Source organism: Cellulophaga algicola DSM 14237 (assembly GCF_000186265.1).
Lineage (GTDB): Bacteria > Bacteroidota > Bacteroidia > Flavobacteriales > Flavobacteriaceae > Cellulophaga > Cellulophaga algicola.
In genome coordinates, this window is record NC_014934.1 from 4,733,943 (window position 1) to 4,757,970 (window position 24,028).

The window sequence follows — 24,028 nt, forward strand, 5'->3', positions numbered from 1 at the left end:
TTTTATAAATAATTTATTTTAACGTAAGCAATGATCTTACTTTAAACGTTTTTTTCTATTTGCTTCATAATCTTCAAAAATCATTTCTCCCAATCCTTTTAAGCCTGTAAAAAATGCTTTTCCCTTATTTGCCTCTGTAAAATGCCTGATAAATTGCATTAAATAAGGATCTTGCGCAATCATAAAAGTAGTAATCGGGATATGGTGTTTTCTTGCTTGACGGGCCATATTATAACATTTCTCTACTATAAAATCGTCTAAACCTACACTGTTTTTATAGTAACTACCATCTGGCATCCGCAAACAACTAGGCTTACCATCTGTAATCATAAAAATTTGCTTGTTTGTATTTCGTTTTCTACGAAGCATATCCATCGCCAATTGAAGACCTGCAACGGTATTGGTATGGTACGGACCAACTTTTAAATACGGAAGATCTTTAATAGGAATAGGCCAAGCATCATTACCAAAAACCAAAATGTCTAAAGTATCTTTAGGATACCTAGTTGTAATTAATTCTGCCAGTGCCATGGCCACTTTTTTTGCGGGGGTAATACGATCCTCACCATACAATATCATACTGTGGCTAATATCTATCATTAACACCGTACTCATCTGCGCTTTATAGTGGGTATCTTCTACGACCAAGTCATCTTCATTTAAAGAAAACTCTCCTATTCCGCTACTTATTTGAGCATTTTTAATACTCTCCGTCATAGAAATGCGGTCTAAACCATCACCATAACGGTATTCCCTTAATTCTCCTGTATGTTCATCTCCTTGTCCAGATTTCCCTGTTTTATGATTACCTGCACCATTTCGCTTAAGCTTTCCAAAAATCTGATCTAATGCACGTTGGCGGATAATGCGTTCCATTTTTGCCGTAATCGATAAATCGCCACCCTTAGTAGATTCATCTCCATCTATACCTTCTCCTCCTCCATCTTTAAATTCTTCTTGTAAATACCCTTTTGATTTCAGGTCTTCGATAAAATCATCAATTGTATAATTCTCATCGGTAAGTTCGTATTCCTTATCCAACTCACGTAACCAATCTAGCGCTTCTTCAACATCACCAGAAGTATGCGTAATCAGTTCTTGAAAAATATCAAAAAGTTTTTCAAATGGAGTTAGATCCGGTGCTTCATAGGTTGCAAACCGGAACCCTTTTCTTGTATTCATAGCCATACTATAAAAATAACACTTTTAACAAAAAAAAGCTACCATTTAAGAAATCTTAACGCTTTGTTGTAACTTTAGCTCTAATAAATGTATCGCAAGTAAAAGGTTTTTTACAGACCCAAGAGTTATGGAATGATACCTTTAACGGAATTCCACAATTTAAGTTTCCAGAACTTAATTTAATTGATTTTAGACTACAGCCTATTCCTGAAAATATTAGGTTAGGCCATCAAATTGAATACATTTTTCAACAATTAATTGCGCACTCTACCTCCTATAAAACATTACTATTTAATCAGCCAATACGCAATGAGAAGATTACTACTGGAGAAATAGATTTTATTTTACAAAATACTAAAAATCAAGAAATTATACATGTTGAATTAACTTATAAATTCTATATCATTGACACGAATATTTCTGATGAAATTCATCAACTAGTTGGCCCCAATCGCAAAGATGCATTTTACGAGAAAGTCCAAAAAATTAAACACAAACAATTCGCTCTTTTAAAAACGAAAGAAGCTATACAATTTCTTGAATCAAAACATATTAACGTACATAATATAATCTCGAAAGCATGTTTTAAGGCGCAATTATTTAAACCTTATTTTGAAGATGCAATTCTTACAACTTTAAATGAAAATTGCATTGTTGGTTCTTGGTTATCTCTTAACGAATTCAAATTGTCCTTATTTAATGAGAACCTGTACTACCTTCTTAAAAAACAAGAGTGGATTATAGTTCCAACATTTGATGTGGAATGGAAAATATACCAATCTATTATAGGAGATATTTATAAAGCACATGAACGAAAACAGGCTCCGATGTTATGGATGAAAGATAAAAATAATAAGCTTCATAAAATATTTATCGTTAGATGACACGTACTAATTGAAAAAAATATACGTTATTTGTAAATAATTTCCTACAAATAAAATTGAAGCTATGACCAAACTATGTATCACCTTCAGTATTTTATGTTCTTTTCTATTTACTTCTAATGAACCAGAATGGGATATAATTTATACGAAAGCAAGCTATGCCTTAAACCATACAAAAAAAGCATTAGGATCTAATAATTTTGATCACCAAAGGTATTATTCAGAAAAAGCACTAGAAGCTTATATCGATATTTCTGAGTATTTAGAAACTTCTAATGATGATGAGTTAAAACTAAAAATTGAAGACACCATAAGCGATTTAGAGCACGCTGTTGATGCCCCTGATTGGGATCGAGGTCGGTTTTACAGTAAAAGAGTCCATAAAAATACACAAGATTTTATTTTAGAATTAGATCTTAGAGCCATAGAAATAGCAGAAAATTAAGAAGCAATATTTCATTTCTTGGCTTAGCTATCTCTGTAAAGTTTAAAGTATCTTTGAAAAGATATTTTTTATGATTTATGGATAATAAACTTAAAATTTTCAAATCAGTTGCACATCATTCTAGCTTTACAAAAGCTGCAGAGCAATTATTTATTTCGCAACCCGCTATTTCTAAAGCAATACGTAACTTAGAAGATGAGTATAATACCACTTTTTTTATTCGAAAACGCAATTCTATTGAATTAACAGACGATGGAAAATCTTTTTTAATTTATGTAAATAGGATTCTTGAGGTATATTCAGAAATTGAAAATCAGTTCATACACAAAGACAATCAACTGCCTGATACCATTAAATTTGGAGCTAGCACTACGCTAGCCAGCTATATCATTCCTAAAATCATTGCCCAATTCAGAACTCAATATCCAAAGACAAATTTTCAAATTGAAAGTGATAATTCTGACCATATTGAAGGCCTCATCCTAAACCAACAATTAGATTTCGGAATTACAGAGGGAAAAAACACCAACCCGAAACTTCACTTTAAAAAATTTATTAAAGATGAAATTGTTCTAGTAACTAGCGAGAAGAACATGCAATTCCCAAAGGGAACTATTTCCTTAAAGAAACTCCAAGAGCTCCCCATTATTGAGCGTGAGTCTGGATCAGGAACACGTGAAATGATCTATGAAGCATTACTAGAGCAAGATATAAAGTCATTGAATGTGGCAGTAACCCTAAATAGTACAGAGGCTATTAAAAATTATTTATATTATTCTGATGCCTATGCATTACTCTCCATACACGCCGTTCGAGAAGATTTGATCACTAATAAACTTAAGATTATAGACCTTAAAGGATTCTCAATAGAGCGCTGGTTTTATTTTGTGTCTAGAACTGGCTATAAATCTAACCTCATGGATTATTTTGAGCGGTTTGTTCAAAACAGCTATAACTTTTAGTTATTACAGATAGGAATTAAGTTTGCTTAATAGTTATACTAAACTACTAGTTTTGTCTCTCAAAATTAGTTGAAATGAAACCTATAGTAGCCCCCTTACTTTTTATAAGCATTTTACTAGCTGCGATGTTTGGCTTTATCAATAGCCCCACTGCTTTATTTTTAGGATTTACCTTTTCTTTATTTTTTGAAGATCCGTTTAAAAAATGCAGTCAAAATGCCATTCAGATACTTCTAAAAGCTTCTATTATTGGATTAGGCTTCGGAATGTACTTAAAAGATACCCTAGAGACAAGTAAAGAAGGTTTAGGCTTAACCTTTTTCTCCATTGTACTTACGGTTAGTTTAGGTTTTTTATTAACTAGGTTATTAAAAATTGATACAAAACTCGGACATTTGATTACTTCAGGAACCTCAATCTGTGGTGGTAGCGCCATAGCTGCGATTTCTCCAGTAATCCGCGCCAACGGAAAAACTATTAGTATTGCATTAGGTGTCGTGTTTACCCTAAATGCTATTGCTTTGTTTATATTTCCTGCGTTAGGGCACCTATTTGATCTTGACCAACATCAATTTGGACTCTGGTGTGCCATAGCCATTCACGATACAAGTTCTGTAGTTGGTGCTGCACTAGGATATGGTGATGAAGCTTTACGCATAGCAACAACCGTAAAATTATCAAGAACACTTTGGATCATTCCACTATCTGTTCTATCTATGTTCATTTTTAAAACTAAAGGGGAGCACATCAAAATACCTTATTTTATTCTTTTATTTATGATAGCGATAGGTATTAACAGTTATCACCTTGTACCCGAGGCTGCTACACATTCTATAGTAGCTTTCTCTAAAAAACTACTAATACTAACGCTCTTTTTAGTAGGGACAACCATATCAATAAAAGACCTAAAAGCAACAGGGTACAAACCTATTCTTTTGGCTTTCTGTTTATGGATTTTTATTGCCGTGTTTTCATTTTTGTACATCACCAATTAAAATAAAGAAAACCCGCATCATAAAAAATGATACGGGCTTTAAATTATATTTTAATCCTTAACTTATTAAGCTGCAATCTCTCTAGTTAACCAACCTCTTCTACTTGCTGTTGCAATTGCATAAGGGGTAATCCAGAATAAACCAAATGTAAATAGAATACTATAAGAGTATGCATAAAATGCTTGTGATAGGCTATATCTCTTTGCATAAAACAAAACAGGAAAAGTAGATACGACTAATATACTTGCCAATGTAGAGCTTACAAACAAAATTGGATGTGATATTATAAAGAATAACATAAACAATAAAAAAGGATAGGTCATAATTATCTTCATTGCCTGACTAATAAACAAAAGTCTTGACCCAAATTTAGAACCCTCTCTAAAGCTTGTAAATACATATTTAGACATTGCAATATTCTCACGAACATTACTTCTACCCCATCTGATAAACATTTTATATAATCCTGTATATTTTTCTGGAACGTTTGTGTATGCAAATGCATTTCTTTGAAATAAAACATGGTACCCTTGTTTTAAGATCATGTTAGTCATGGCTCTATCTTCACCAATATCTGATGGTTGCCCCATAAAAGTTTGATTGATCCATTCTGGCAAACAATTAAATACTGCTTCTGCTCTATAGGCTGCTAATGCACCTGGGGTACAAAGTACAGAATTTAAACTGCTCTCTGCAGAACGCTTGAATTCAAAGCTCATCACAAAACTCACGTTTAACATTTTAGGCAAGATTGCTTTTTTATTATTCAATACTTGAATATTTCCTGCTACTGCACCACATTTTTCATCTACGATAAACGGACTCACTAAATTACGCAGCGTATCTGTGTTTACTACAGAATCACTATCTACAGTAATAAAAATTTCTCCAGTTCCTAAATTAAAACCACGGTATAATGCATGACGCTTACCCATGTTTTTTGGTTGTTGTAAAATAGTTACTCTATCTCCTAAAACTTTTTTAGCCTCTTGCATCCATTTCCAAGTATCATCCTTACTCCCATCATCAATAGCTAATAGTTGCAGTTTGTGTTCTGGATAATCACTTTTTGCTAAACTTTTCAAGGTTGCCCAAACTTGCTTACCTTCATTATATGCAGGTACAATTACCGTACATGTTGGTAACTCTTCATCACTTACAGAAGCGATAGGCTTATATTTAAAGTAAAGAAATAGGTTGTATAAAAAGAAAGTAACTTTAAAAACAAATAAAGAAGCTGCAACTATAAAAAATGCAAAACCCCAACTTGTATTTAAGCGTTCAAAATTAAATTGAGCAAAATCTTCTTGTAACAAATAAACGATGTAAGCTGCTCCTAACATTAAGGCAAATGAACTTACCAATACAACTATAGCCCATAAATTAATAGGGTTAGTTTTCTTATCTCCGCTTATAAATTTATTATTTACGGTAGAATATAATTCTTTAAAAGTAATTGCTCCTGTTTTCATAATATGCGTTCTCTCTTTATTTTGTATCAATCTTCAATACTTATGGCAACTTGTGTACCAATCCTGCAAAAAACCTATTTACTGCTGTTTTCAGGTATTTTAGAACTAAAAAGTGTGTAAATTTTATACACTTACTGTGTAATTACACAGCTTTACACAAATCTAAAATAGCCTTGTTTTTATCAACCTTAACATATACGTTACAACTGAGTAATTGGCTCTCGTGAACTAAACATTTTTACAAAAAAAATCCGAAATAACATATCTCTACGTTATTTCGGATGTATAAAAAGTGATTGTTCTAAAAACTAATTTCTCTTTTTTAATACTTCTTCAACATCTTTAAGCGTAAACCCCTTTGCTTGTAACAAAATTAAATAGTGAAACAACAAATCTGCACTTTCTCCTAAAAACAACTTATCATCATTATCCTTTGCTTCAATAACAACTTCTACAGCTTCTTCTCCCACTTTTTGAGCGACTTTATTTATTCCTTTTCTAAAAAGCGAAGCCACATAACTGTCTTCATTTTCAGGGTTGTCTTTACGGTCTTTTATAATTGCTTCTAAGTTGGATAAGAAACTAAAAGAACTATTGTTTTCTTCTTCCCAACAGGTATCTGTTCCTTTATGACAAGTAGGCCCTACCGGATTTACAGTGATCAGTAATGTATCATTATCACAATCGTTTTTAATAGCTACAAGATTCAAGAAATTACCGCTCTCTTCTCCCTTGGTCCATAAACGTTTTTTAGTGCGACTAAAAAATGTAACCTTCTTTGTTTCTTGCGTCTTATCAAAAGCTTCTTGGTTCATATACCCCAACATTAAAACATTCTTTGTTGTTGCATCTTGTATGATAGCAGGTATTAATCCGTCTGTATTTTTATCAAAATCTATTTTCATCAGTTGCTCTTTATTTATTTTATATACGTCAGCTATAAATCGATATTCCTTATTTTAATCGATAAACTTTTTTCCTGACTCACCTTAGTTTGTGTTATAACCTAACAGGAATACCGTTGGCCTTTAATTCTTTTTTCAAATCTAGTATTTCTATTTCTTTAAAATGAAACACACTAGCTGCTAATGCGGCGTCTGCCTTACCTTCTATAAAAGTATCGGTAAAATGCTGCATAGTACCTGCTCCACCTGAAGCTATGATAGGAATATTTAATTCGGTTGATAGTTTTGCAAGTGCTTCATTAGCAAAGCCATCTTTGGTGCCATCATTTTCCATTGAGGTAAATAAAATTTCGCCTGCACCACGTTGTTCTACTTCTTTTGCCCAGTCAAATAAACGAATTTCAGTAGGTACTTTCCCCCCTACTAAATGAACAATCCACTCTCCATCTATACGTTTCGCATCAATAGCTACCACAATACACTGTGCGCCAAATTTAGCGGATAGCTCATTTATTAACTGCGGATTTTTTACAGCCGAAGAATTTATAGATACCTTATCTGCACCATTTTGCAGTAGTATATCTACATCTTCAATTGATGCTATTCCACCACCAACAGTAAACGGAATATTTACTTTTTCCGCTACGCGATAGACTAAATCAGCTAGTGTTTTACGGCGTTCTTCTGTAGCCGAAATATCTAAGAAAACCAATTCGTCTGCTCCAGAATTCGCATAGATTTCTGCCAATTCCACCGGATCACCTGCATCGCGTAAATCAACAAAATTGATTCCTTTTACCGTGCGTCCGTTTTTAATATCTAAACAAGGTATTATTCGTTTTGTTAGCATATTATTTATTTAGAAAGTATGTAATCTTCCAATTGTTTTAAACTGATTCTGTTCTCATAAATCGCTTTTCCGATGATGGTTCCTTCACAACCCAGCTCTGCTAATTTAGGCAATTCATCAAAAGTAGAAATACCGCCTGAAGCAATCAAATTAATTTTACTTCTGGCAACTCCTTGACCTGTTTCATTCAAAATACGCTCATACAAATCAAACGAAGGTCCTTGCAACATACCGTCTTTACTAATATCTGTACAAATAACATATACAACTCCTTTTTTTTGATAGGCTTGAATAAATGGTATTAATTTTTGCTTAGAATCTTCTTGCCAACCCGATACGGCTACTTTTTCATTCAAAGCATCGGCTCCTAAAATAATTTTTTCCGCTCCGTAGGTTTCCAACCAACCCAAAAAAGTATCCTGATCTTTTACAGCAATGCTTCCTCCTGTAATTTGGTAAGCACCACTATCAAATGCTATTTTCAAATCCGCATTGGTCTTTAGACCACCACCAAAATCGATTTTCAAGTTTGTCTGCGAAGCTATTTGCTCCAAAACCTTATGATTTACTATATGTTTTGACTTGGCGCCGTCTAAGTCTACTAAATGCAAGTATTCAATTCCGTGTGCCTCAAACTCTTTAGCTACTTCAAGCGGATTTTCATTGTAAATTTTTTTAGTGTCGTAATCGCCTTTTGATAAGCGCACACATTTACCGTCTATAATATCTATTGCTGGAATTATTCGCATTATAATTTTATTTTATCAATGGACATCCAAAATTCTGAATCTCCAACTTTTTTAAATCCGTAACGCTCATACAAACTATGAGCATCTTTTGTTTTTAAGGCTATCGTTTTAACCTTTTTAAGCAACTCATTAGTCATTATATACTCCACAAGCTGTTTACCATATCCTTTACCTTGAAATTCTGTAAAAACGATTACATCCATTAGATAAGCAAACAATATATGATCTGTAACTACTCTAGAAAAAGCTATTTGCGCTCCATTTTCAGTATACAAACCAAAACAGAATGAATTATCAATTGTTATTTTGACCTCTTCTAAAGTTCTTCCTTCTCCCCAGTATGATTCGTTACTAATGTATTGTTGAATCTTATCAAGATCTAATTTACTTTTATCTGTTGAGAATTTAACTGACATACTATTTCATTTTTAAAAAATTCAAAAGAATTTTTTCTCCAACGCTACTACTTTTTTCAGGGTGAAATTGAGTTCCGTAAAAATTGTCTTTCTGTAATGCCGCACTATACGTAACATCGTAATTAGATGTCGCTATCGTCTCTTTACAAATTGGAGCATAAAAACTATGTACCAAATAAATATATTCGTCCTCAGAAATACCTTCAAATAATTCCGATTTCAAATCTTGAATTTGATTCCAACCAATTTGAGGAACTTTTACTTGATTTGAAAACTTCACTACAGCAACATCAAAAATACCTAAGCCATCTGTATGGCCTTCTTCGGTGGAATTACACATTAACTGCATTCCCAAACAAATCCCTAAGACAGGTTGCTTTAAGTTTGGAACCAATGTATCTAAACCGCTAGCACGCAATTTGTGCATTGCACTACTTGCTTCGCCTACGCCTGGAAAAATGACTTTATCAGCAGCTAGAATTTCATGTACATCATTTGTCAAAATAGCCTCAAAACCAAGTCGTTGAATTGCAAATTTTATGCTTTGAATATTTCCTGCCCCGTAATTTATAATTACTATTTTCATTCAACTATTTTATAACATTCCTTTCGTAGATGGCAATACCATCTTCTCTACATCTCGTTTTACAGCCATTTTTATTGCTTTTGCAAAAGCTTTAAAAATGGCTTCAATTTTATGATGCTCGTTAGTCCCTTCTGCTTTTATATTAATGTTTGCTTTTGCTCCGTCGCTGAATGATTTAAAAAAGTGTAAGAACATTTCAGTTGGCATATCACCCACTTTTTCTCTTTTAAACTCAGCATCCCAAACCAACCAATTTCTTCCCCCAAAATCTATAGCCACTTGCGCCAAACAATCATCCATTGGCAGGCAGAATCCGTAACGCTCAATACCTAATTTAGTACCCAATGCTTTATGAAAAACTTCCCCTAATGCAATTGCAGTATCTTCAATAGTATGATGTTCGTCTACTTCTAAATCTCCATCAACCTTAATATCTAGATCCATCTGACCATGACGAGCCAACTGGTCTAGCATATGATCAAAAAAAGCAAGTCCGGTAGCAATACTACTTTTCCCTGTCCCGTCTAGGTTTACTTTAATTTCAATAGCAGTCTCATTTGTTTTACGACTTACCGATGAAACACGGTCTTTTAATTTTAAAAACTCGTAAATCTTTTCCCAATCATTGGTTTCCGTAGCAATATATTCGTTTAGCTCATCACGTTTTATGGTAATTTCACCTGTCCCAAGATTCGTTTCGTCATTTATAAAAATACCTTTTGCACCAAGATTTTTCGCTAATTCCATATCCGTTAAACGATCTCCGATAACAAAAGAATTTGCCAAGTCATATGCTTCTGAGAAATACTCGGTAAGCAACCCTGTTCCTGGTTTACGCGTATTTGCATTCTCATGTGGAAATGTTCTATCTAAAAATACTTTGTCAAAAACTACACCTTCATTCTCAAAAGAATTCATAATAAAATTATGTACAGGCCAAAACGTATCCTCTGGAAAAACGTCCGTTCCTAGTCCGTCTTGATTGGTAATCATCACCAATTCATAATCTAGTTCTTTTGCAATTTTACCTAAAAACGTAAACGCTTTCGGGTAAAAGGTCATTTTTTCAAAACCATCAATTTGCTCGTCTATCGTTTCTTTTATGATAGTGCCATCTCGATCTATAAAAAGTACTTTTTTCATATTAATTTATTTCCTTTAGAACCTTAATCAATTTCTTGTTTTCCTCTTTTGTACCCACAGTAAAACGCAAGGTATTCTCACATAACGGTTGTGTAGTACGGTTGCGAACAACAATACCTCTTGCCAGTAACTGATCATATCTCTCTGTTGCATTATCAAGCTTTGCTAATATAAAATTAGCATCGGTATCATATACTTTAATCACAAAATTTAACTGAAGTAATGCTTTAGATAATAATGCTCTTTCTTCCAATATATCAGCAACTTCCTTATTTACTTTTTCTATATCTAAAACGCGTTCTAGTGCTCTTTTTTGAGTCAACTCGTTTACGTTGTATGGTGGTTTAATTTTATTTAGAATAGCAATAATTTCTTCGGATGCATAACACACCCCTAAGCGGATTCCTGCCATTCCGTAGGCTTTAGAAAGCGTCTGTGTAAGTATCAAATTGTTATAGTTTGACAGTTCTGACAGCCATGATTCTTCTTTTGAAAAATCTATATACGCTTCATCAATAACTACTATTCCATTAAACTTTTCTAATAGTTTGATAATCTTATTTTTAGAAAAGCTATTGGCTGTTGGATTATTTGGAGAGCACAGAAACAATACCTTAGAGTTAGCATCTACAATATTAAGAACCTGATCTACATCAGGCTCAAAATCCGTAGTTAACAATACTTCTCTATTTTCAATATTATTAATTCCCGATAACACCTTATACATTCCGTAGGTTGGTGGCAATGTGATTACATTATCTTCTTTAGGCTCACAAAAAGCACGAAAAATAAGGTCAAGAACTTCATCACTACCATTCCCAAAGAGAATATTTGTTGTTTTCACCCCTTTTTGCAATGCTAAAACCTCTTTTAAGCCTCTTTGTTGTGGATCAGGATATCTATTGACTCCATTTTCAAATGGATTCTCGTTAGCATCTAAAAATACCATTTGAGAACCATCTGATACATATTCATCACGCGCTGAAGAATACGGACTCAGTCCTTTTACATTCTCGCGAACTAAACCTTGTATATTTAGTTTATTCATCGTCTAAACTATTTAATCGTAGGGTTACTGCATTTTTATGCGCTTGCAAACCTTCTGCTTCTGCCATTAATTCAATGGCATAACCAATTTCTTGAATCCCTTCTTTTGAAATTTTCTGAAAAGTCATACTTTTCATGAAACTATCTAAGTTCACTCCGCTATATTGCTTAGCATACCCATTGGTAGGCAAAGTATGATTAGTACCCGAAGCATAATCTCCTGCACTTTCTGGGGTATAATTTCCTATAAAAACAGAACCTGCGTTGCTAATTGCACTCAAATAAGAACCCTCATCTTCTACACAAACAATGTAATGCTCAGGACCATACTCATTGATTAATTCCTGCGCTGTTTGGTCATCTTCTAAGTAAATTAATTTACTATTATCGATAGCTTTTTGAGCGATATCTTTACGGGGTAAATCTTCAATTTGTAGTTCAACCTCTTTTTCTACAGATTCAAGCATTGCTTTAGATGTAGTTACCAATATAACCTGACTATCAACACCATGCTCTGCTTGACTTAATAAGTCTGATGCTACAAATTCTGCATTTGCTGTATCGTCTGCAACAACCAAGAGTTCGCTTGGGCCCGCAGGCATATCTATGGCAACCCCATACTTTGTTGCTATCTGCTTTGCAACCGTTACGTATTGATTTCCTGGTCCAAATATCTTATAAACTTGAGGAATAGATTCTGTACCAAAGGTCATTGCTGCAATGGCCTGAATACCTCCTACTTTAAAAATCTTAGTTACCCCACAAAGGTTAGCCGTATATAAGATAGCAGGATGTATTTTACCTTCTTTGTTAGGTGGTGTGCACATAATAATCTCCGAACAACCTGCAATATTAGCAGGAACCGCTAACATTAAGATGGTTGAAAATAATGGCGCTGTTCCTCCAGGAATATACAAACCTACTTTCTCTATTGGTCTTTTTACCTGCCAACAATGCACTCCGGGGCTTGTTTCTACTTCTATACTTTCTGTTTTCTGAGCAGCATGAAATTTATCGATATTCTCTTTCGCAAGAAGAATAGCCTCTTTTAATTCAATAGCAACCAAACTGTTCGCTTCAACAATTTCATCGTCTGTAACTAATAAATCCGCTACAGAAACGCCGTCAAACTTTTCTGTATATTTCTTTATAGTAGCATCACCATCTTTCTGAAGTTCATCAAAAACAGTATTTACAGTACTTTCTATATCTGCTACAGACTTTGTAGGACGCTTAAGAATGGATTTCCAATCTTCTCTTTTAGGATTATATATTTTATTCATAACAAATACTAATCAAATTTCTTTAACATGTGATACCCTAAAGCTTCAAAACCTTGACGCTCCCAGAACTTTTTACCTTTTTCATTATGGATGTAACAATTTACTTCTGCACCAATACAACCAATACTTTTAGCATAATTAAACAACCAAGTCATCATTAACTCACCAACCCCTGCACTGCGATAAGCTGCTGTTACAAATACATTATCTGGCTCTACATGCTTCCCAGCATACAGCTTATTGAGAATCCAAAAACCGCAGCACGCAATTAATTGGGTATCGTCATAGACTCCAATACATTGATACCTTCCCGTTGCAAGCACATCTTTTAACCTACTTATCAATACTTCTTCAGGAAACTTTCCTTTGTTTAACTGAATTACAAGTGGAATAATTGACTCCATTTCTTCATAAGGAATCAATTTTACATTAAAAACAACCTTCATTGGTAATCTTATAAAACCATTTTTTCAATAGGGCATACTAAAATACCTTCGGCACCAGCTTGTTTTAGCTCATCAATAACTTCCCAGAAGGAATCTTTTTTAATAACAGTATGTACAGAGCTCCAGCCTTCCTCTGCTAATGGCAAAACGGTAGGACTACGCATTCCTGGTAACAAATCTAATATCATTGGTAATTTATCATTCGGCGCATTTAACAATACATATTTTGATTGTCTTGCTCTTAAAACCGATTGAATTCTGAATTGTAATTTTTCAAGAATACCTTTTCTTTCTTCTGTTATTTTAGGTGATACTGCCAAAACAGCTTCACTCTTTAGCATTACTTCTACTTCCTTTAGGTTATTCTTAAACAAAGTACTTCCGCTAGAAACAATGTCACAGATAGCATCTGCTAGCCCAATATTTGGAGCAATCTCTACAGAACCATTAATTATGTGAATATCAGCTGAAACGCCTTTATCTGCCAAATAGTTTTTAACCGTATTTGGGTATGATGTTGCAATACGTTTCCCTTGAAAATCTTTAACGGAATCATATTTCACTGCCTTAGGAACAGCTAAAGATACTTTGCATTTTGAAAAGCCTAATTTCTCTGCAATAGAAATATCTTCTCCTTTTTCTATTAGCACATTCTCTCCTATAATTGCAATATCTACAACGCCATCTCTTAAGTACTGAGGAATATCTCCATTTCGCAAATAAAATACCTCCATAGGGAAGTTACGAGAAGAAGCTTTTAATTGATCGCGACCGTTATCAATAGAGATACCACAATCTTTAAGAATCTCGATAGACTCTTCATTTAAACGTCCTGATTTTTGAATAGCAATTCTAATTTTTGTCATTTTCTTTTTAGTTTGTGTCTGGCAATCAAAAAAAGTTTAAAAATAAAACCCGTTTGATTGCTCAAACGGGTTTAAAATATGTTGTACTACTACAATACATTTCTACCTCGCTTGAAAGCAAGTATAAAAATGATGATGATGTGTAGTGTAGTTTTTCATTCTGATGTAAAAGTAAAATTAATTTTAGTGTTAAAAAATAAAAAATCGTTTTTTTAACAACTGTTCTCGTTTTTATTCAAAAACTAACAGATTAGTTATTCCCCAATATTAATGGCAAGCCTGATTCTCCACCACCAACGATAACAACTTTAGTGTTCGGAGATTTAGAGAGTTCCAATGTAGCATCAATACCTTTATCCTGTAGAATCTTATCAGTCAATGATGCACTTAAAATACGGTTTGCATCAGCTTTACCCTGTGCTTCAATCGTTACCTTTTCCGCTTCTTTCTTTGCCGTTACTAAACGAAATTCATATTCTAATGATTCTTGTTCTTGTTTAAGCTTACGCTCAATTGCGTCTTTAATAGTAGAAGGCAAGGTCACGTCACGAACCAAAATTTCATTTAATTGAATATATTCTCCTTCAACGATCTTTTGGGTTTCGTCAAAAATCTCTTGTTGGATTGCATCACGTTTGCTAGAATATAATTGCTCTGGCGTATACCTCCCTACTACAGAACGTGCCGCAGAACGTATTGTAGGTAATAAAACTCTTTGTATGTAATCTTCTCCCTTTTCTTGGTGTAATTTACCTAGCTCACTACGAACAGGCTCAAACCAAGCCGAGGCCTCTAATTTAATATCTAAACCATTACTAGACAAAACATTCATTTTCTCCAGAACTTCTTGTTGTCTCACTTCATAAATAAAAACCTTATTCCATGGCGCTACAAAATGAAAACCCTCTCCTAATGGTGGCTCATCTGTAACCACACCACCTTGAAATTGTTTGTACAAAACACCAGCCTGACCTGAGTCTACCGTAACAGTAGATTTTGAAATTAATATTATTAAAACTACTAAAGCGAAAACCGCTGGTAATGCAATTTTTGGAATTTTATCCATATTTGAATTTAAATTTAAATTAATCCGTTATATTTTCTGATGAACCATTCTAATGAAAGAGCTATAATAATAAGCCCTAGAAGGATTTTAAAGTCTATCAAAGATACGACATTTTCTACGCTCTTTTGGGTTGGAAGGAAGCATTTATCCGCATTAAGTACCTTTAAAAGTTGAGAGAATTGATTAGGATACAAAAGTGATGCGTTTGTTGCTGTAGAGAAATTTTCCATTTTTTTATAATCTGATGAAAAAAACTGTTGCTCTACTTCATAATTTAAAACTGTAAATTTACCTGACTTTGAAATAGACTTCCCTTCTACTCCAACTTTAAAAGAATACGTACCCGATTTAAAATCACTTAGATCGGCTTCAAAATAATTAGCCTTTAATAGCATTGGAATCTTCTCTCCGCCATCCATCTGTATAAAGAGCTTCGCCTTCGCATCAAAAACATAGGTTTCATCAAAATAACTAGCCGTAACTTTTGCAGATCCTAAGTTTTCATAAACCGATTTATAATCTATCGATAAACGTTCTTTTTTTGCATTATTGGACAAATAAAGCAGGAGTTTACCTAAAAAAGTGTCGAAATTTTCGAAATTTTCAAGGTTGATATAATTCTTTAAACGCCATTTCCATATATTCTCTCCAAGTAAAACAGCCGTTTTCTGACCCTTATTTTCGGAAATTGCTAAAAGCGGATTATTTACATCTACACCCCTAATATTCATTTGCAGCAATGCATCATGAGTTCCCGAGAAACTAATTGCTCCCGAATTACTAGCTAATGGAGGATAATCTGTAAAATCACTGGATGATATATCATACTTTGAAAAGGAAGGATTTACTTTTCCTAAGACCTCCTGAACAGGATACCCTGTTTCAATTTTATAAGCTAAATCTAGTGAATTAAGAAAACTCAAGTCCGTTTTAGTTCCTACTATAGTAAAGTAGTTTGAATTAGAATTAGAAATAAAAGAATATACAGCCTTGAAACTAGCATCTGGCTGATAGCAGATAAAAATATCTGTCTCTTCTAATATTTTTTTAGACACAGAAGGCTTTACAATGGTCACCGACCGTTGTTCATTGGTTTCAATTGCTTTTTTCAAAACTCCTAAATCGGGATGCATAACAGCAGAAATTATAGTTACATTCGTCTTTTCATCTATTAGTTCAACTACAACAGATTTTTTGTTATTTACTATATTCCTCTCGTTTTTCAAGGCCCCTACAGTAATAGCAATAGTTTTCACTCCAATGGCATCTGCATTTAAAAAGGTATGTATACGCTTTGATTGTATCACATTAGAGAACTGTACTTGCTCTTTAAATACTGTTTTACCATCTACAACAACAGTAACTGGAAGATCCACAGGAATATCTCCCTCATAAGACAGGTAACATTCAATTGGAAATTTATTTTTTAAGAACGCAAATTTATTGGTATTTACTTGGTTGATTCTAACATCTTCATACTTCGTGGTATCCCCAAAAACTACCCCATAGAAAGGAATATTAATTTTAGCTCCATAAAATTCATAATCTTGACCTATGGTTTGATTCCCATCCGAAAGTAAAACTCCAACTGTATTTTTTTGATTGTAAATTTCCGAAACAGATTTTAATGCCTTTGTTATATTCGTATTCTTTTCAGAAAAATTTAAAGAATCAAGTACTTGAAGCTGATCACCAAATTCATAATAATCAATTTTAAATTTTTCAGCCAGTGTTTTATCTGATTTAAATTGATCTAAAAATGTAATTAATTGCGCTGAATTAGCAGCCATTGAACTTGAATTATCAGCCACGACCACCAAATTAGTTTTCTCAACGATATAGTCCTTTTTTACGAATTTTGGATTAATAAGCAATATAAATAGAGAAAATAACGCTATAAAACGTAAAAAAGAGAGCAAAACGATTCGTCTTCCTCTCTTTTTATTTTTATAATAATATTGAAAAAAGACTATTATTATAGCAACAAGTGCTGCTAAAATTAAAAAAAAGATAGTCTGAATTTGCATAATTATGGCTACTACTAAGTTAGCATTCCTCCATCAACGTTTAACACTTGACCAGTTACATATGCTGACAAATCCGAAGCAAAGAACAAACAAGCATTTGCAATATCTTCTGGACTACCTCCTCTTTTCAAAGGAATACCATCTCTCCAACCTTGTACCACTTTTGCATCAAGTTTATCTGTCATTTCTGTTTCAATAAACCCTGGAGCAATAGCATTACAGCGAATATTTCTAGAACCTAATTCTAGTGCTATAGATTTGGTAAAACCTATCATACCTGCTTTTGATGCTGCATAATTCGTTTGACCCGCATTACCTTTAACTCCAACTACACTACTCATGTTTATAATAGAACCTTTACGCTGCTTTAACATGGTACGCTGAACTGCTTTAGTCATATTAAAAACCGACTTTAGATTAATTTCAATTACTTTATCAAAATCATCCTCAGACATACGCATAAGAAGGTTGTCTTTTGTAATTCCAGCATTGTTAATCAATACATCTATCACCCCACCAAAGTCTTCTAAAACTTTAGCTACTAATGCTTCTGAATCACTAAAACTAGCCGCATTACTTTTATATGCTTTTGCTTTTACGCCTTTAGCCGTCAATTCTTTTTCTAATGCTAACGCTGGCGCCTCACTAGAACTATATGTAAAAGCCACATTAGCTCCATGGTCTGCAAAAACTTGAGCAATACCAGTACCAATACCTCTGCTTGCACCTGTAATTATTACGTTTTTACCTTCTAATAATTTCATTTTTGTTCGATTTGTTCAGTTGTTATTCAAATATACCTTTTGTTTGATATATAGAAAGCTAAAATCCCGCTTAAACTGAAAATTATTCAGAATAAACGGGATTTTTTAACCTTATATACTTTTGATTTAATTGTCAGACAATTATCCCATTACTTCTTTAACTTTCAATCCAATTTCAGCAGGAGATTCAACTACATGAATACCACACTCACGCATGATGCGTTTTTTAGCTTGAGCAGTATCATCACTACCACCAACAATTGCACCAGCATGACCCATAGTTCTACCTGCAGGAGCAGTTTCACCTGCAATAAAACCAACGATTGGTTTTTTACTACCACTTGCTTTGTACCATCTTGCAGCATCTGGCTCTAATTGACCTCCAATTTCACCAATCATAACTACACATTCTGTTTCTGGATCGTTTATTAACATTTCAACAGCTTCTTTTGTTGTTGTTCCAATAATTGGATCACCACCAATACCAATAGCCGTTGTAATCCCTAAACCTTGACGTACTACTTGATCAGCAGCTTCGTATGTTAATGTTCCTGATTTAGAAACAATACCAACATTTCCTTTTTTGAAAACAAAACCTGGCATAATTCCAACCTTAGCTTCACCTGGAGTTATAACGCCTGGGCAGTTAGGCCCTATTAAGCGACAATCCATATCTTTAATATAGTTTGATGCTTTTACCATATCAGCCACAGGAATACCTTCAGTAATAGTTATAATTACTTTAATACCTGCATTTGCAGCTTCCATAATTGCATCTGCAGCGAAAGCTGGCGGAACAAATATAATAGTCGTGTCTGCTCCAACTTTTTCAACAGCTTCGTGAACAGTATTAAAAACTGGCTTTCCTAAATGTTCTTGCCCGCCTTTACCTGGAGTAACACCACCAACGATGTTCGTACCGTAATCAATCATTTGACCTGCGTGAAAGGTACCTTCACTACCTGTAAAACCTTGTACAATTATTTTGGAATCTTTATTGACTAAAACACTCATTTTATATCTATATTAATTTATTGCTATGCAAAAATATGGCATTGAAAACAATTTATAAAGTATTTCCTTAGCTTATTTATGCTTCTATTTTTTTATTATGTTCGGAATTTGTTTAATCCATGCCATTTGCTTCATTTTTTCACGTGCTTCTTCTGCCGGACTTCCAAAATACGTGGCATTTCCTTCAAGAGATTTTGAAATTCCGGATTGTGCTAAAACTACTGCTTTTTTTCCAATCGTGATAGCACTTATGACTCCTACTTGCCCCCAGAGGGTAACTTCGTCTTCAATAATTACACAACCGGCAATACCAGTTTGCGATGCTATTAAGCACTTTTCACCAATTACAGTATCATGACCAACATGAACTTGATTATCTATCTTAGTTCCTTTTTTTACCCTAGTATCTCCAGTAACACCCCTATCAAAAGTACAAAGTGCACCTATATCAACATTATCTTCAATAACAACACGTCCTCCAGATAATAATTGATCAAAACCTTCTGGCCTATTTTTATAATAAAATGCATCTGACCCTAAAACTGTTCCCGCATGTATGGTCACATTATTTCCGATAACACAATTATCATAAATAGAAACATTAGAATGTATCCTACAATTATCACCTATAACAACATGGTTACCCACAAACGTATTTGGCTGAATAACAGTATCTTTCCCTATTCTAGCTGTTGAAGAAATACTTTGTGATGTTTTCTTAAATGGTTTAAAAAAAGCGGTAAGTTTATTAAAGTCCCTAAAAGGATCCTCTGAAATTAACAATGCTTTCCCTTCAGGGCAATCTACTTTTTTATTGATTAAAATTGTAGTCGCCTTAGAGTTTAATGCTTTTTCATAATACTTCGGGTGATCTACAAAAACAATATCACCTGGCTCAACAACATGTATCTCGTTCATCCCTAAAATCTGGAAATCATCAGGACCCACAAATTCAGACTGAATAATGCTAGCAATTTGCTGTAAACTATGAGGAATAGGAAATTTCATTTAAATATGGCTTTACCTCTTAAAATTATTCTTTAACACGTTCCATGTAAGAACCAGAAGCTGTATCTACCTTAATCTTATCACCTTCATTAATAAATAAAGGAACATTTACCTCTGCTCCTGTTTCTACTTTTGCTGGTTTAGTCGCATTTGTTGCCGTATTACCTTTAACGCCTGGCTCTGTATAAGTAACTTCTAAAACCACACTTGCCGGCATATCTACTGATAATGGCATGCTATCTTCTGTATTAAAAAGAATAGTAACTATTTCACCTTCTTTTAATAAACCAGGAGAATCTAAAGCACTTTCCTCTAGTGTAATCTGGTTGTAATCTTGCGTATTCATAAAATGATACGTTTGCCCTTCAGGATATAAATATTGGTATGAACGTGTTTCTACCCGAACATCTTCAATTTTACTACCTCCAGAAAATGTATTATCTAAAACCTTACCTGAAGTTACACTTTTCAACTTTGTACGTACAAAAGCAGGACCTTTTCCTGGTTTCACATGTAAAAATTCAATGATTTTGAATATATCGTTATTGTACCGAATACAAAGTCCTTTTCTAATATCTGATGTTGATGCCATAATTTTAGTACTGAATGTTAATCTATGATTTGTAGTTTATCAACTAAAATATCACCTCTAACTTTTAAATATATTTGATTACTCTAAATTAATTATTTCTAAAATTGAAAGTAGCTTAATTAGTGCTAAAATAGCCTTTCATAATTCCACGTTGAGAATCTCTAATAAATTGAAGTATTTCATCTCGCTCTGGAGTAGCTTCCATTTCTGCTTCAATAATTTGAACTGCTTGCGAATTATTATAATTTTTCTGGTATAAAATTCTATAGATATTCTGTACTTCTCTAATCTTTTCAGAAGTAAAACCTCTTCTTCTTAAACCCACAGAGTTTATACCTACATACGAAAGAGGCTCTCGCGCTGCTTTTACATAGGGCGGAACATCTTTACGAACTAAAGAACCTCCTGTAACAAAAGCATGTTGCCCAATAGACACAAATTGATGCACAGCCACTAAACCAGCCAAAATAACATTATCTCCTATAGTTACATGCCCTGCCAACGTAGAATTATTAGAAAAAATACAATTATCGCCCACTAAACAATCATGGGCAACATGGCAATACGCCATTATTAAACAGTTTTTTCCGATAACCGTTTTCATACGGTCTGAGGTTCCTTTGTGAATGGTAGCACATTCTCTAATTGTTGTATTATCTCCAATTATAACGGTGGTTTCCTCTCCTTGATATTTTAAATCTTGAGGAGGAGCAGAAATTACTGCTCCAGGAAAAATATTACAATTTTTCCCTATTCTTGCGCCTTCCATAATGGTTACGTTAGAACCTATCCAAGTTCCTTCACCAATTATAACATTATTATGGATGGTCGTAAAAGGCTCTACTACTACGTTTTTAGCAATTTTAGCGCCTGGATGAATATAAGCTAATGGTTGATTCATTCTATTTCTTTTTAGCTATTTGCGCCATTAATTCTGCTTCACATACCAACTTGTTATTTGCGTAAGCATAAGCTTGCATATGACAAATACCTCTTCTTATTGGCGTAATAAGGCTACAGTGAAACGTTAAGGTATCACCAGGAAGTACTTTTTGTTTGAACTTAACATTATCCATCTTCATGAAAAAAGTTAAATAATTTTCTGGATCCGGAACTGTACTCAATACTAAAATACCTCCTGTTTGAGCCATAGCTTCTACTTGTAATACACCTGGCATTACTGGAGCTCCTGGAAAGTGCCCCATAAAGAAATTCTCATTCATGGTTACATTCTTCATACCCACCACATGAGTATCTGAAAGCTCAAGAATACGATCTATCAATAAAAATGGAGGTCTATGGGGAAGTACATCCATAATTTGATGAATATCCATCAAAGGTGGCTGATTCAAGTCATATTGAGGGATCTTATTTCGCTTTTCTAATTTTATGATTTTAGATAGCTTTTTTGCAAATTGCGTGTTCACAAAGTGACCCGGCTTATTTGCAATAATTTTACCTCTAATACGTGTTCCTGCTAAAGCTACATCTCCAATTACATCTAGTAACTTATGGCGTGCTGCTTCATTAGGGTAATGCAATGTTAAATTATCTAAAATTCCGTTTGGCTTAATAGACAACTTCTTTTTATTAAAAGCTTTTTCAAGCTTTTTCATTGTTTCTTCAGAGATTTCTTTATCCACATAAACAATGGCATTGTTTAAATCTCCACCTTTTATTAATCCATGCTCCAAAAGCATTTCTAATTCATGCAAAAAACTAAATGTTCTAGCGTCAGCAATTTCTGTTTTAAAATTTGAAAGCTTGTCTAACGTGGCATTCTGAGTTCCTAAAACTTTGGTGCCAAAATCTACCATGGTAGTAATCTGATACTCATCTGAAGGAATTACAGTAATTTCACTTCCCGAAGCTTCATCTTTAAAAGAGATTACTTCTTTGACAATATATACTTCTCTTTCTGCCTCTTGCTCAACGATACCCGCTTCTTCTAAAGCTTTTACAAAAAACTTAGAAGAACCATCCATAATTGGTGGTTCTGGCGCATCTAGTTCTATTAAAACGTTATCAATTTCTAAGCCTACTAATGCTGCAAGAACATGCTCTGACGTTTGAATTTTTACCCCCCTTTTTTCTAAATTAGTACCTCGCTGCGTATTTATAACGTAGTTTGCATCTGCCTCTATAATAGGCTCTCCCTCTAAATCTGTTCGTTTAAAGGCATATCCATGATTTTCAGGTGCAGGCACCAATTTCATTGTTACATTTTCGCCTGTATGTAATCCTACACCAGTTAAAGTAACCTCTTTGCCAATTGTTCGTTGTTTATTGCTCACGGCCAATCTTTTTTTCTATTTCGTTAATTCTATTAATAATCTTCGGTAAATTCTTAAAATGTACATACGATTTATAAAAATCACCATAATTCAAAGCTGGTGAGCCTTGAATTATTTCTCCTGTTTTAATATTTTTTCCAATACCAGACTGTGCTTGTATGCGCACATTATCTCCTATAGTTATATGCCCTACAATTCCAACCTGACCACCAATCAAACAATGCTTCCCTATCTTGGTAGACCCAGCTACACCCGTTTGTGCAGCAATTACAGTATGCTCCCCTATCTCTACATTGTGTGCAATTTGTATTTGATTGTCTAGCTTTACTCCTTTTCTTATAATCGTAGAACCTAAAGTAGCTCTGTCTATTGTAGTTCCTGCACCTATATCTACATTATCTTCAATAATAACATTTCCTGTTTGTGGCACCTTTTTGTATTCTCCATCTGCATTTGGCGCAAAACCAAATCCGTCTGAACCAACAATAACACCACTATGAATTACGCAATTATTACCAATAATAGATTCTGAATAGATTTTAGCACCTGCAAAAACTATTACATTATCACCTAAATGTACATTATCACCTACATAAACATTTGGATAAATTTTCACATTATCACCCAAGATTACATTTTCTCCTATATATGCGAAAGCTCCTACATAGCAATCTTTACCATAGGTAGTTGATGCTGCAATAAATGACGGACTTTCTATACCTGTTTTATTATTTTTTACTTGATTATAATATTCTAATAACTTTGAAAATGATTCATATGCATCATCCACTTTAATAAGTGTTGTGGTTAAATCATGCTCTGCTACAAAATCTCTATTGACAATTGTGATAGAAGATTTAGTAGTATATATGTGCTGCGTGTATTTCGGATTTGCTAAAAATGTAAGGGATCCCTGCTCCCCTTCCTCTATTTTAGCCAATTTATTAACCGTGATATCAGGATTACCTTCCAGTTCTCCTTCTAAAATACCCGCAATTTGACTAGCTGTAAATTTCATAAAGGCAAAAGTAA

The 24,028-nt window shown here is 33.8% G+C and carries 25 protein-coding genes; 4 read left to right on the top strand and 21 right to left on the bottom strand.

The window, feature by feature from the left end:
• Positions 1 to 36: 36 nt before the first annotated feature.
• Positions 37 to 1,188, bottom strand: a complete 1,152-nt coding sequence (locus CELAL_RS20550; protein ID WP_013552834.1) for a vWA domain-containing protein — start codon at positions 1,186 to 1,188, stop codon at positions 37 to 39.
• A 209-nt stretch (positions 1,189 to 1,397) separates the two neighbouring features.
• Between CELAL_RS20550 and CELAL_RS22020 the strand changes: the two genes are divergently transcribed.
• The 4 genes from CELAL_RS22020 to CELAL_RS20570 all read left to right on the top strand — a co-directional run bounded on the left by CELAL_RS22020 (position 1,398) and on the right by CELAL_RS20570 (position 4,468).
• Complete coding sequence (locus tag CELAL_RS22020) at positions 1,398 to 2,066, top strand: DUF1853 family protein (protein WP_262481888.1); 669 nt, start codon at positions 1,398 to 1,400, stop codon at positions 2,064 to 2,066.
• Positions 2,067 to 2,130: 64 nt separating this feature from the next.
• Positions 2,131 to 2,511, top strand: coding sequence for a hypothetical protein (locus CELAL_RS20560; RefSeq protein ID WP_013552836.1), 381 nt, complete (start codon positions 2,131 to 2,133; stop codon positions 2,509 to 2,511).
• 77 nt (positions 2,512 to 2,588) lie between these two features.
• On the top strand, positions 2,589 to 3,473 hold the full coding sequence (locus tag CELAL_RS20565; RefSeq protein ID WP_013552837.1) for a LysR family transcriptional regulator: 885 nt from the start codon (positions 2,589 to 2,591) through the stop codon (positions 3,471 to 3,473).
• A gap of 74 nt (positions 3,474 to 3,547) precedes the next feature.
• Positions 3,548 to 4,468: a YeiH family protein gene (locus CELAL_RS20570; RefSeq protein ID WP_013552838.1), complete on the top strand. Its 921-nt coding sequence runs from the start codon at positions 3,548 to 3,550 to the stop codon at positions 4,466 to 4,468.
• A gap of 65 nt (positions 4,469 to 4,533) precedes the next feature.
• On the opposite strand, the gene CELAL_RS20575 is transcribed toward CELAL_RS20570, so the two are convergent.
• From CELAL_RS20575 to lpxD, 20 genes are all read right to left on the bottom strand, one after another.
• Positions 4,534 to 5,940: a glycosyltransferase gene (locus tag CELAL_RS20575; RefSeq protein ID WP_013552839.1), complete on the bottom strand. Its 1,407-nt coding sequence runs from the start codon at positions 5,938 to 5,940 to the stop codon at positions 4,534 to 4,536.
• Between the two features lie 308 nt (positions 5,941 to 6,248).
• Positions 6,249 to 6,863, bottom strand: coding sequence for a bifunctional phosphoribosyl-AMP cyclohydrolase/phosphoribosyl-ATP diphosphatase HisIE (gene hisIE, locus CELAL_RS20580; RefSeq protein ID WP_262481889.1), 615 nt, complete (start codon positions 6,861 to 6,863; stop codon positions 6,249 to 6,251).
• A gap of 76 nt (positions 6,864 to 6,939) precedes the next feature.
• Positions 6,940 to 7,695 carry an imidazole glycerol phosphate synthase subunit HisF gene (gene hisF / locus CELAL_RS20585; protein ID WP_013552841.1) on the bottom strand — a complete coding sequence of 252 codons (756 nt, stop codon included), beginning with the start codon at positions 7,693 to 7,695 and terminating at the stop codon, positions 6,940 to 6,942.
• 5 nt (positions 7,696 to 7,700) lie between these two features.
• Entirely contained in the window at positions 7,701 to 8,444 is a 744-nt protein-coding gene (gene hisA / locus CELAL_RS20590; RefSeq protein WP_013552842.1) for a 1-(5-phosphoribosyl)-5-[(5-phosphoribosylamino)methylideneamino]imidazole-4-carboxamide isomerase, read from the bottom strand.
• Entirely contained in the window at positions 8,444 to 8,860 is a 417-nt protein-coding gene (locus CELAL_RS20595) for a GNAT family N-acetyltransferase (RefSeq protein WP_013552843.1), read from the bottom strand. Before CELAL_RS20595 ends, hisA begins: the two co-directional genes overlap by 1 nt.
• A 1-nt stretch (position 8,861) precedes the next feature.
• Positions 8,862 to 9,446: an imidazole glycerol phosphate synthase subunit HisH gene (gene hisH, locus CELAL_RS20600; RefSeq protein WP_013552844.1), complete on the bottom strand. Its 585-nt coding sequence runs from the start codon at positions 9,444 to 9,446 to the stop codon at positions 8,862 to 8,864.
• A 9-nt stretch (positions 9,447 to 9,455) separates the two neighbouring features.
• A complete protein-coding gene (gene hisB / locus CELAL_RS20605) occupies positions 9,456 to 10,589 on the bottom strand; it encodes a bifunctional histidinol-phosphatase/imidazoleglycerol-phosphate dehydratase HisB (RefSeq protein ID WP_013552845.1) in 1,134 nt (377 codons plus the stop codon).
• A gap of 1 nt (position 10,590) precedes the next feature.
• A complete protein-coding gene (hisC, locus tag CELAL_RS20610) occupies positions 10,591 to 11,637 on the bottom strand; it encodes a histidinol-phosphate transaminase (protein ID WP_013552846.1) in 1,047 nt (348 codons plus the stop codon).
• Positions 11,630 to 12,919 (bottom strand): histidinol dehydrogenase, encoded by a 1,290-nt coding sequence (hisD, locus tag CELAL_RS20615; RefSeq protein WP_013552847.1) that lies wholly within the window; start codon positions 12,917 to 12,919, stop codon positions 11,630 to 11,632. The genes hisC and hisD overlap by 8 nt, the downstream gene beginning before the upstream one ends.
• Before the next feature lie 8 nt (positions 12,920 to 12,927).
• Positions 12,928 to 13,365 (bottom strand): GNAT family N-acetyltransferase, encoded by a 438-nt coding sequence (locus tag CELAL_RS20620; RefSeq protein ID WP_013552848.1) that lies wholly within the window; start codon positions 13,363 to 13,365, stop codon positions 12,928 to 12,930.
• Positions 13,366 to 13,373: 8 nt separating this feature from the next.
• On the bottom strand, positions 13,374 to 14,231 hold the full coding sequence (gene hisG, locus CELAL_RS20625) for an ATP phosphoribosyltransferase (RefSeq protein WP_013552849.1): 858 nt from the start codon (positions 14,229 to 14,231) through the stop codon (positions 13,374 to 13,376).
• A 250-nt stretch (positions 14,232 to 14,481) separates the two neighbouring features.
• On the bottom strand, positions 14,482 to 15,297 hold the full coding sequence (locus CELAL_RS20630) for a prohibitin family protein (protein WP_013552850.1): 816 nt from the start codon (positions 15,295 to 15,297) through the stop codon (positions 14,482 to 14,484).
• A gap of 14 nt (positions 15,298 to 15,311) precedes the next feature.
• Complete coding sequence (locus CELAL_RS20635; RefSeq protein ID WP_218916571.1) at positions 15,312 to 17,087, bottom strand: VWA domain-containing protein; 1,776 nt, start codon at positions 17,085 to 17,087, stop codon at positions 15,312 to 15,314.
• 251 nt (positions 17,088 to 17,338) lie between these two features.
• Positions 17,339 to 18,088, bottom strand: coding sequence for a 3-oxoacyl-[acyl-carrier-protein] reductase (fabG, locus tag CELAL_RS20640; protein ID WP_013552852.1), 750 nt, complete (start codon positions 18,086 to 18,088; stop codon positions 17,339 to 17,341).
• A gap of 141 nt (positions 18,089 to 18,229) precedes the next feature.
• Positions 18,230 to 19,102: a succinate--CoA ligase subunit alpha gene (gene sucD, locus CELAL_RS20645; RefSeq protein ID WP_013552853.1), complete on the bottom strand. Its 873-nt coding sequence runs from the start codon at positions 19,100 to 19,102 to the stop codon at positions 18,230 to 18,232.
• A gap of 84 nt (positions 19,103 to 19,186) precedes the next feature.
• Positions 19,187 to 20,110 carry a UDP-3-O-(3-hydroxymyristoyl)glucosamine N-acyltransferase gene (locus CELAL_RS20650; protein ID WP_013552854.1) on the bottom strand — a complete coding sequence of 308 codons (924 nt, stop codon included), beginning with the start codon at positions 20,108 to 20,110 and terminating at the stop codon, positions 19,187 to 19,189.
• A 25-nt stretch (positions 20,111 to 20,135) separates the two neighbouring features.
• Positions 20,136 to 20,702 carry an elongation factor P gene (gene efp / locus CELAL_RS20655; RefSeq protein WP_013552855.1) on the bottom strand — a complete coding sequence of 189 codons (567 nt, stop codon included), beginning with the start codon at positions 20,700 to 20,702 and terminating at the stop codon, positions 20,136 to 20,138.
• Positions 20,703 to 20,817: 115 nt separating this feature from the next.
• Positions 20,818 to 21,603, bottom strand: coding sequence for an acyl-ACP--UDP-N-acetylglucosamine O-acyltransferase (gene lpxA, locus CELAL_RS20660; protein WP_013552856.1), 786 nt, complete (start codon positions 21,601 to 21,603; stop codon positions 20,818 to 20,820).
• A gap of 1 nt (position 21,604) precedes the next feature.
• Positions 21,605 to 22,996, bottom strand: a complete 1,392-nt coding sequence (locus CELAL_RS20665; protein ID WP_013552857.1) for a bifunctional UDP-3-O-[3-hydroxymyristoyl] N-acetylglucosamine deacetylase/3-hydroxyacyl-ACP dehydratase — start codon at positions 22,994 to 22,996, stop codon at positions 21,605 to 21,607.
• Entirely contained in the window at positions 22,986 to 24,014 is a 1,029-nt protein-coding gene (gene lpxD, locus CELAL_RS20670; protein WP_013552858.1) for a UDP-3-O-(3-hydroxymyristoyl)glucosamine N-acyltransferase, read from the bottom strand. Before lpxD ends, CELAL_RS20665 begins: the two co-directional genes overlap by 11 nt.
• Positions 24,015 to 24,028 lie beyond the last annotated feature (14 nt).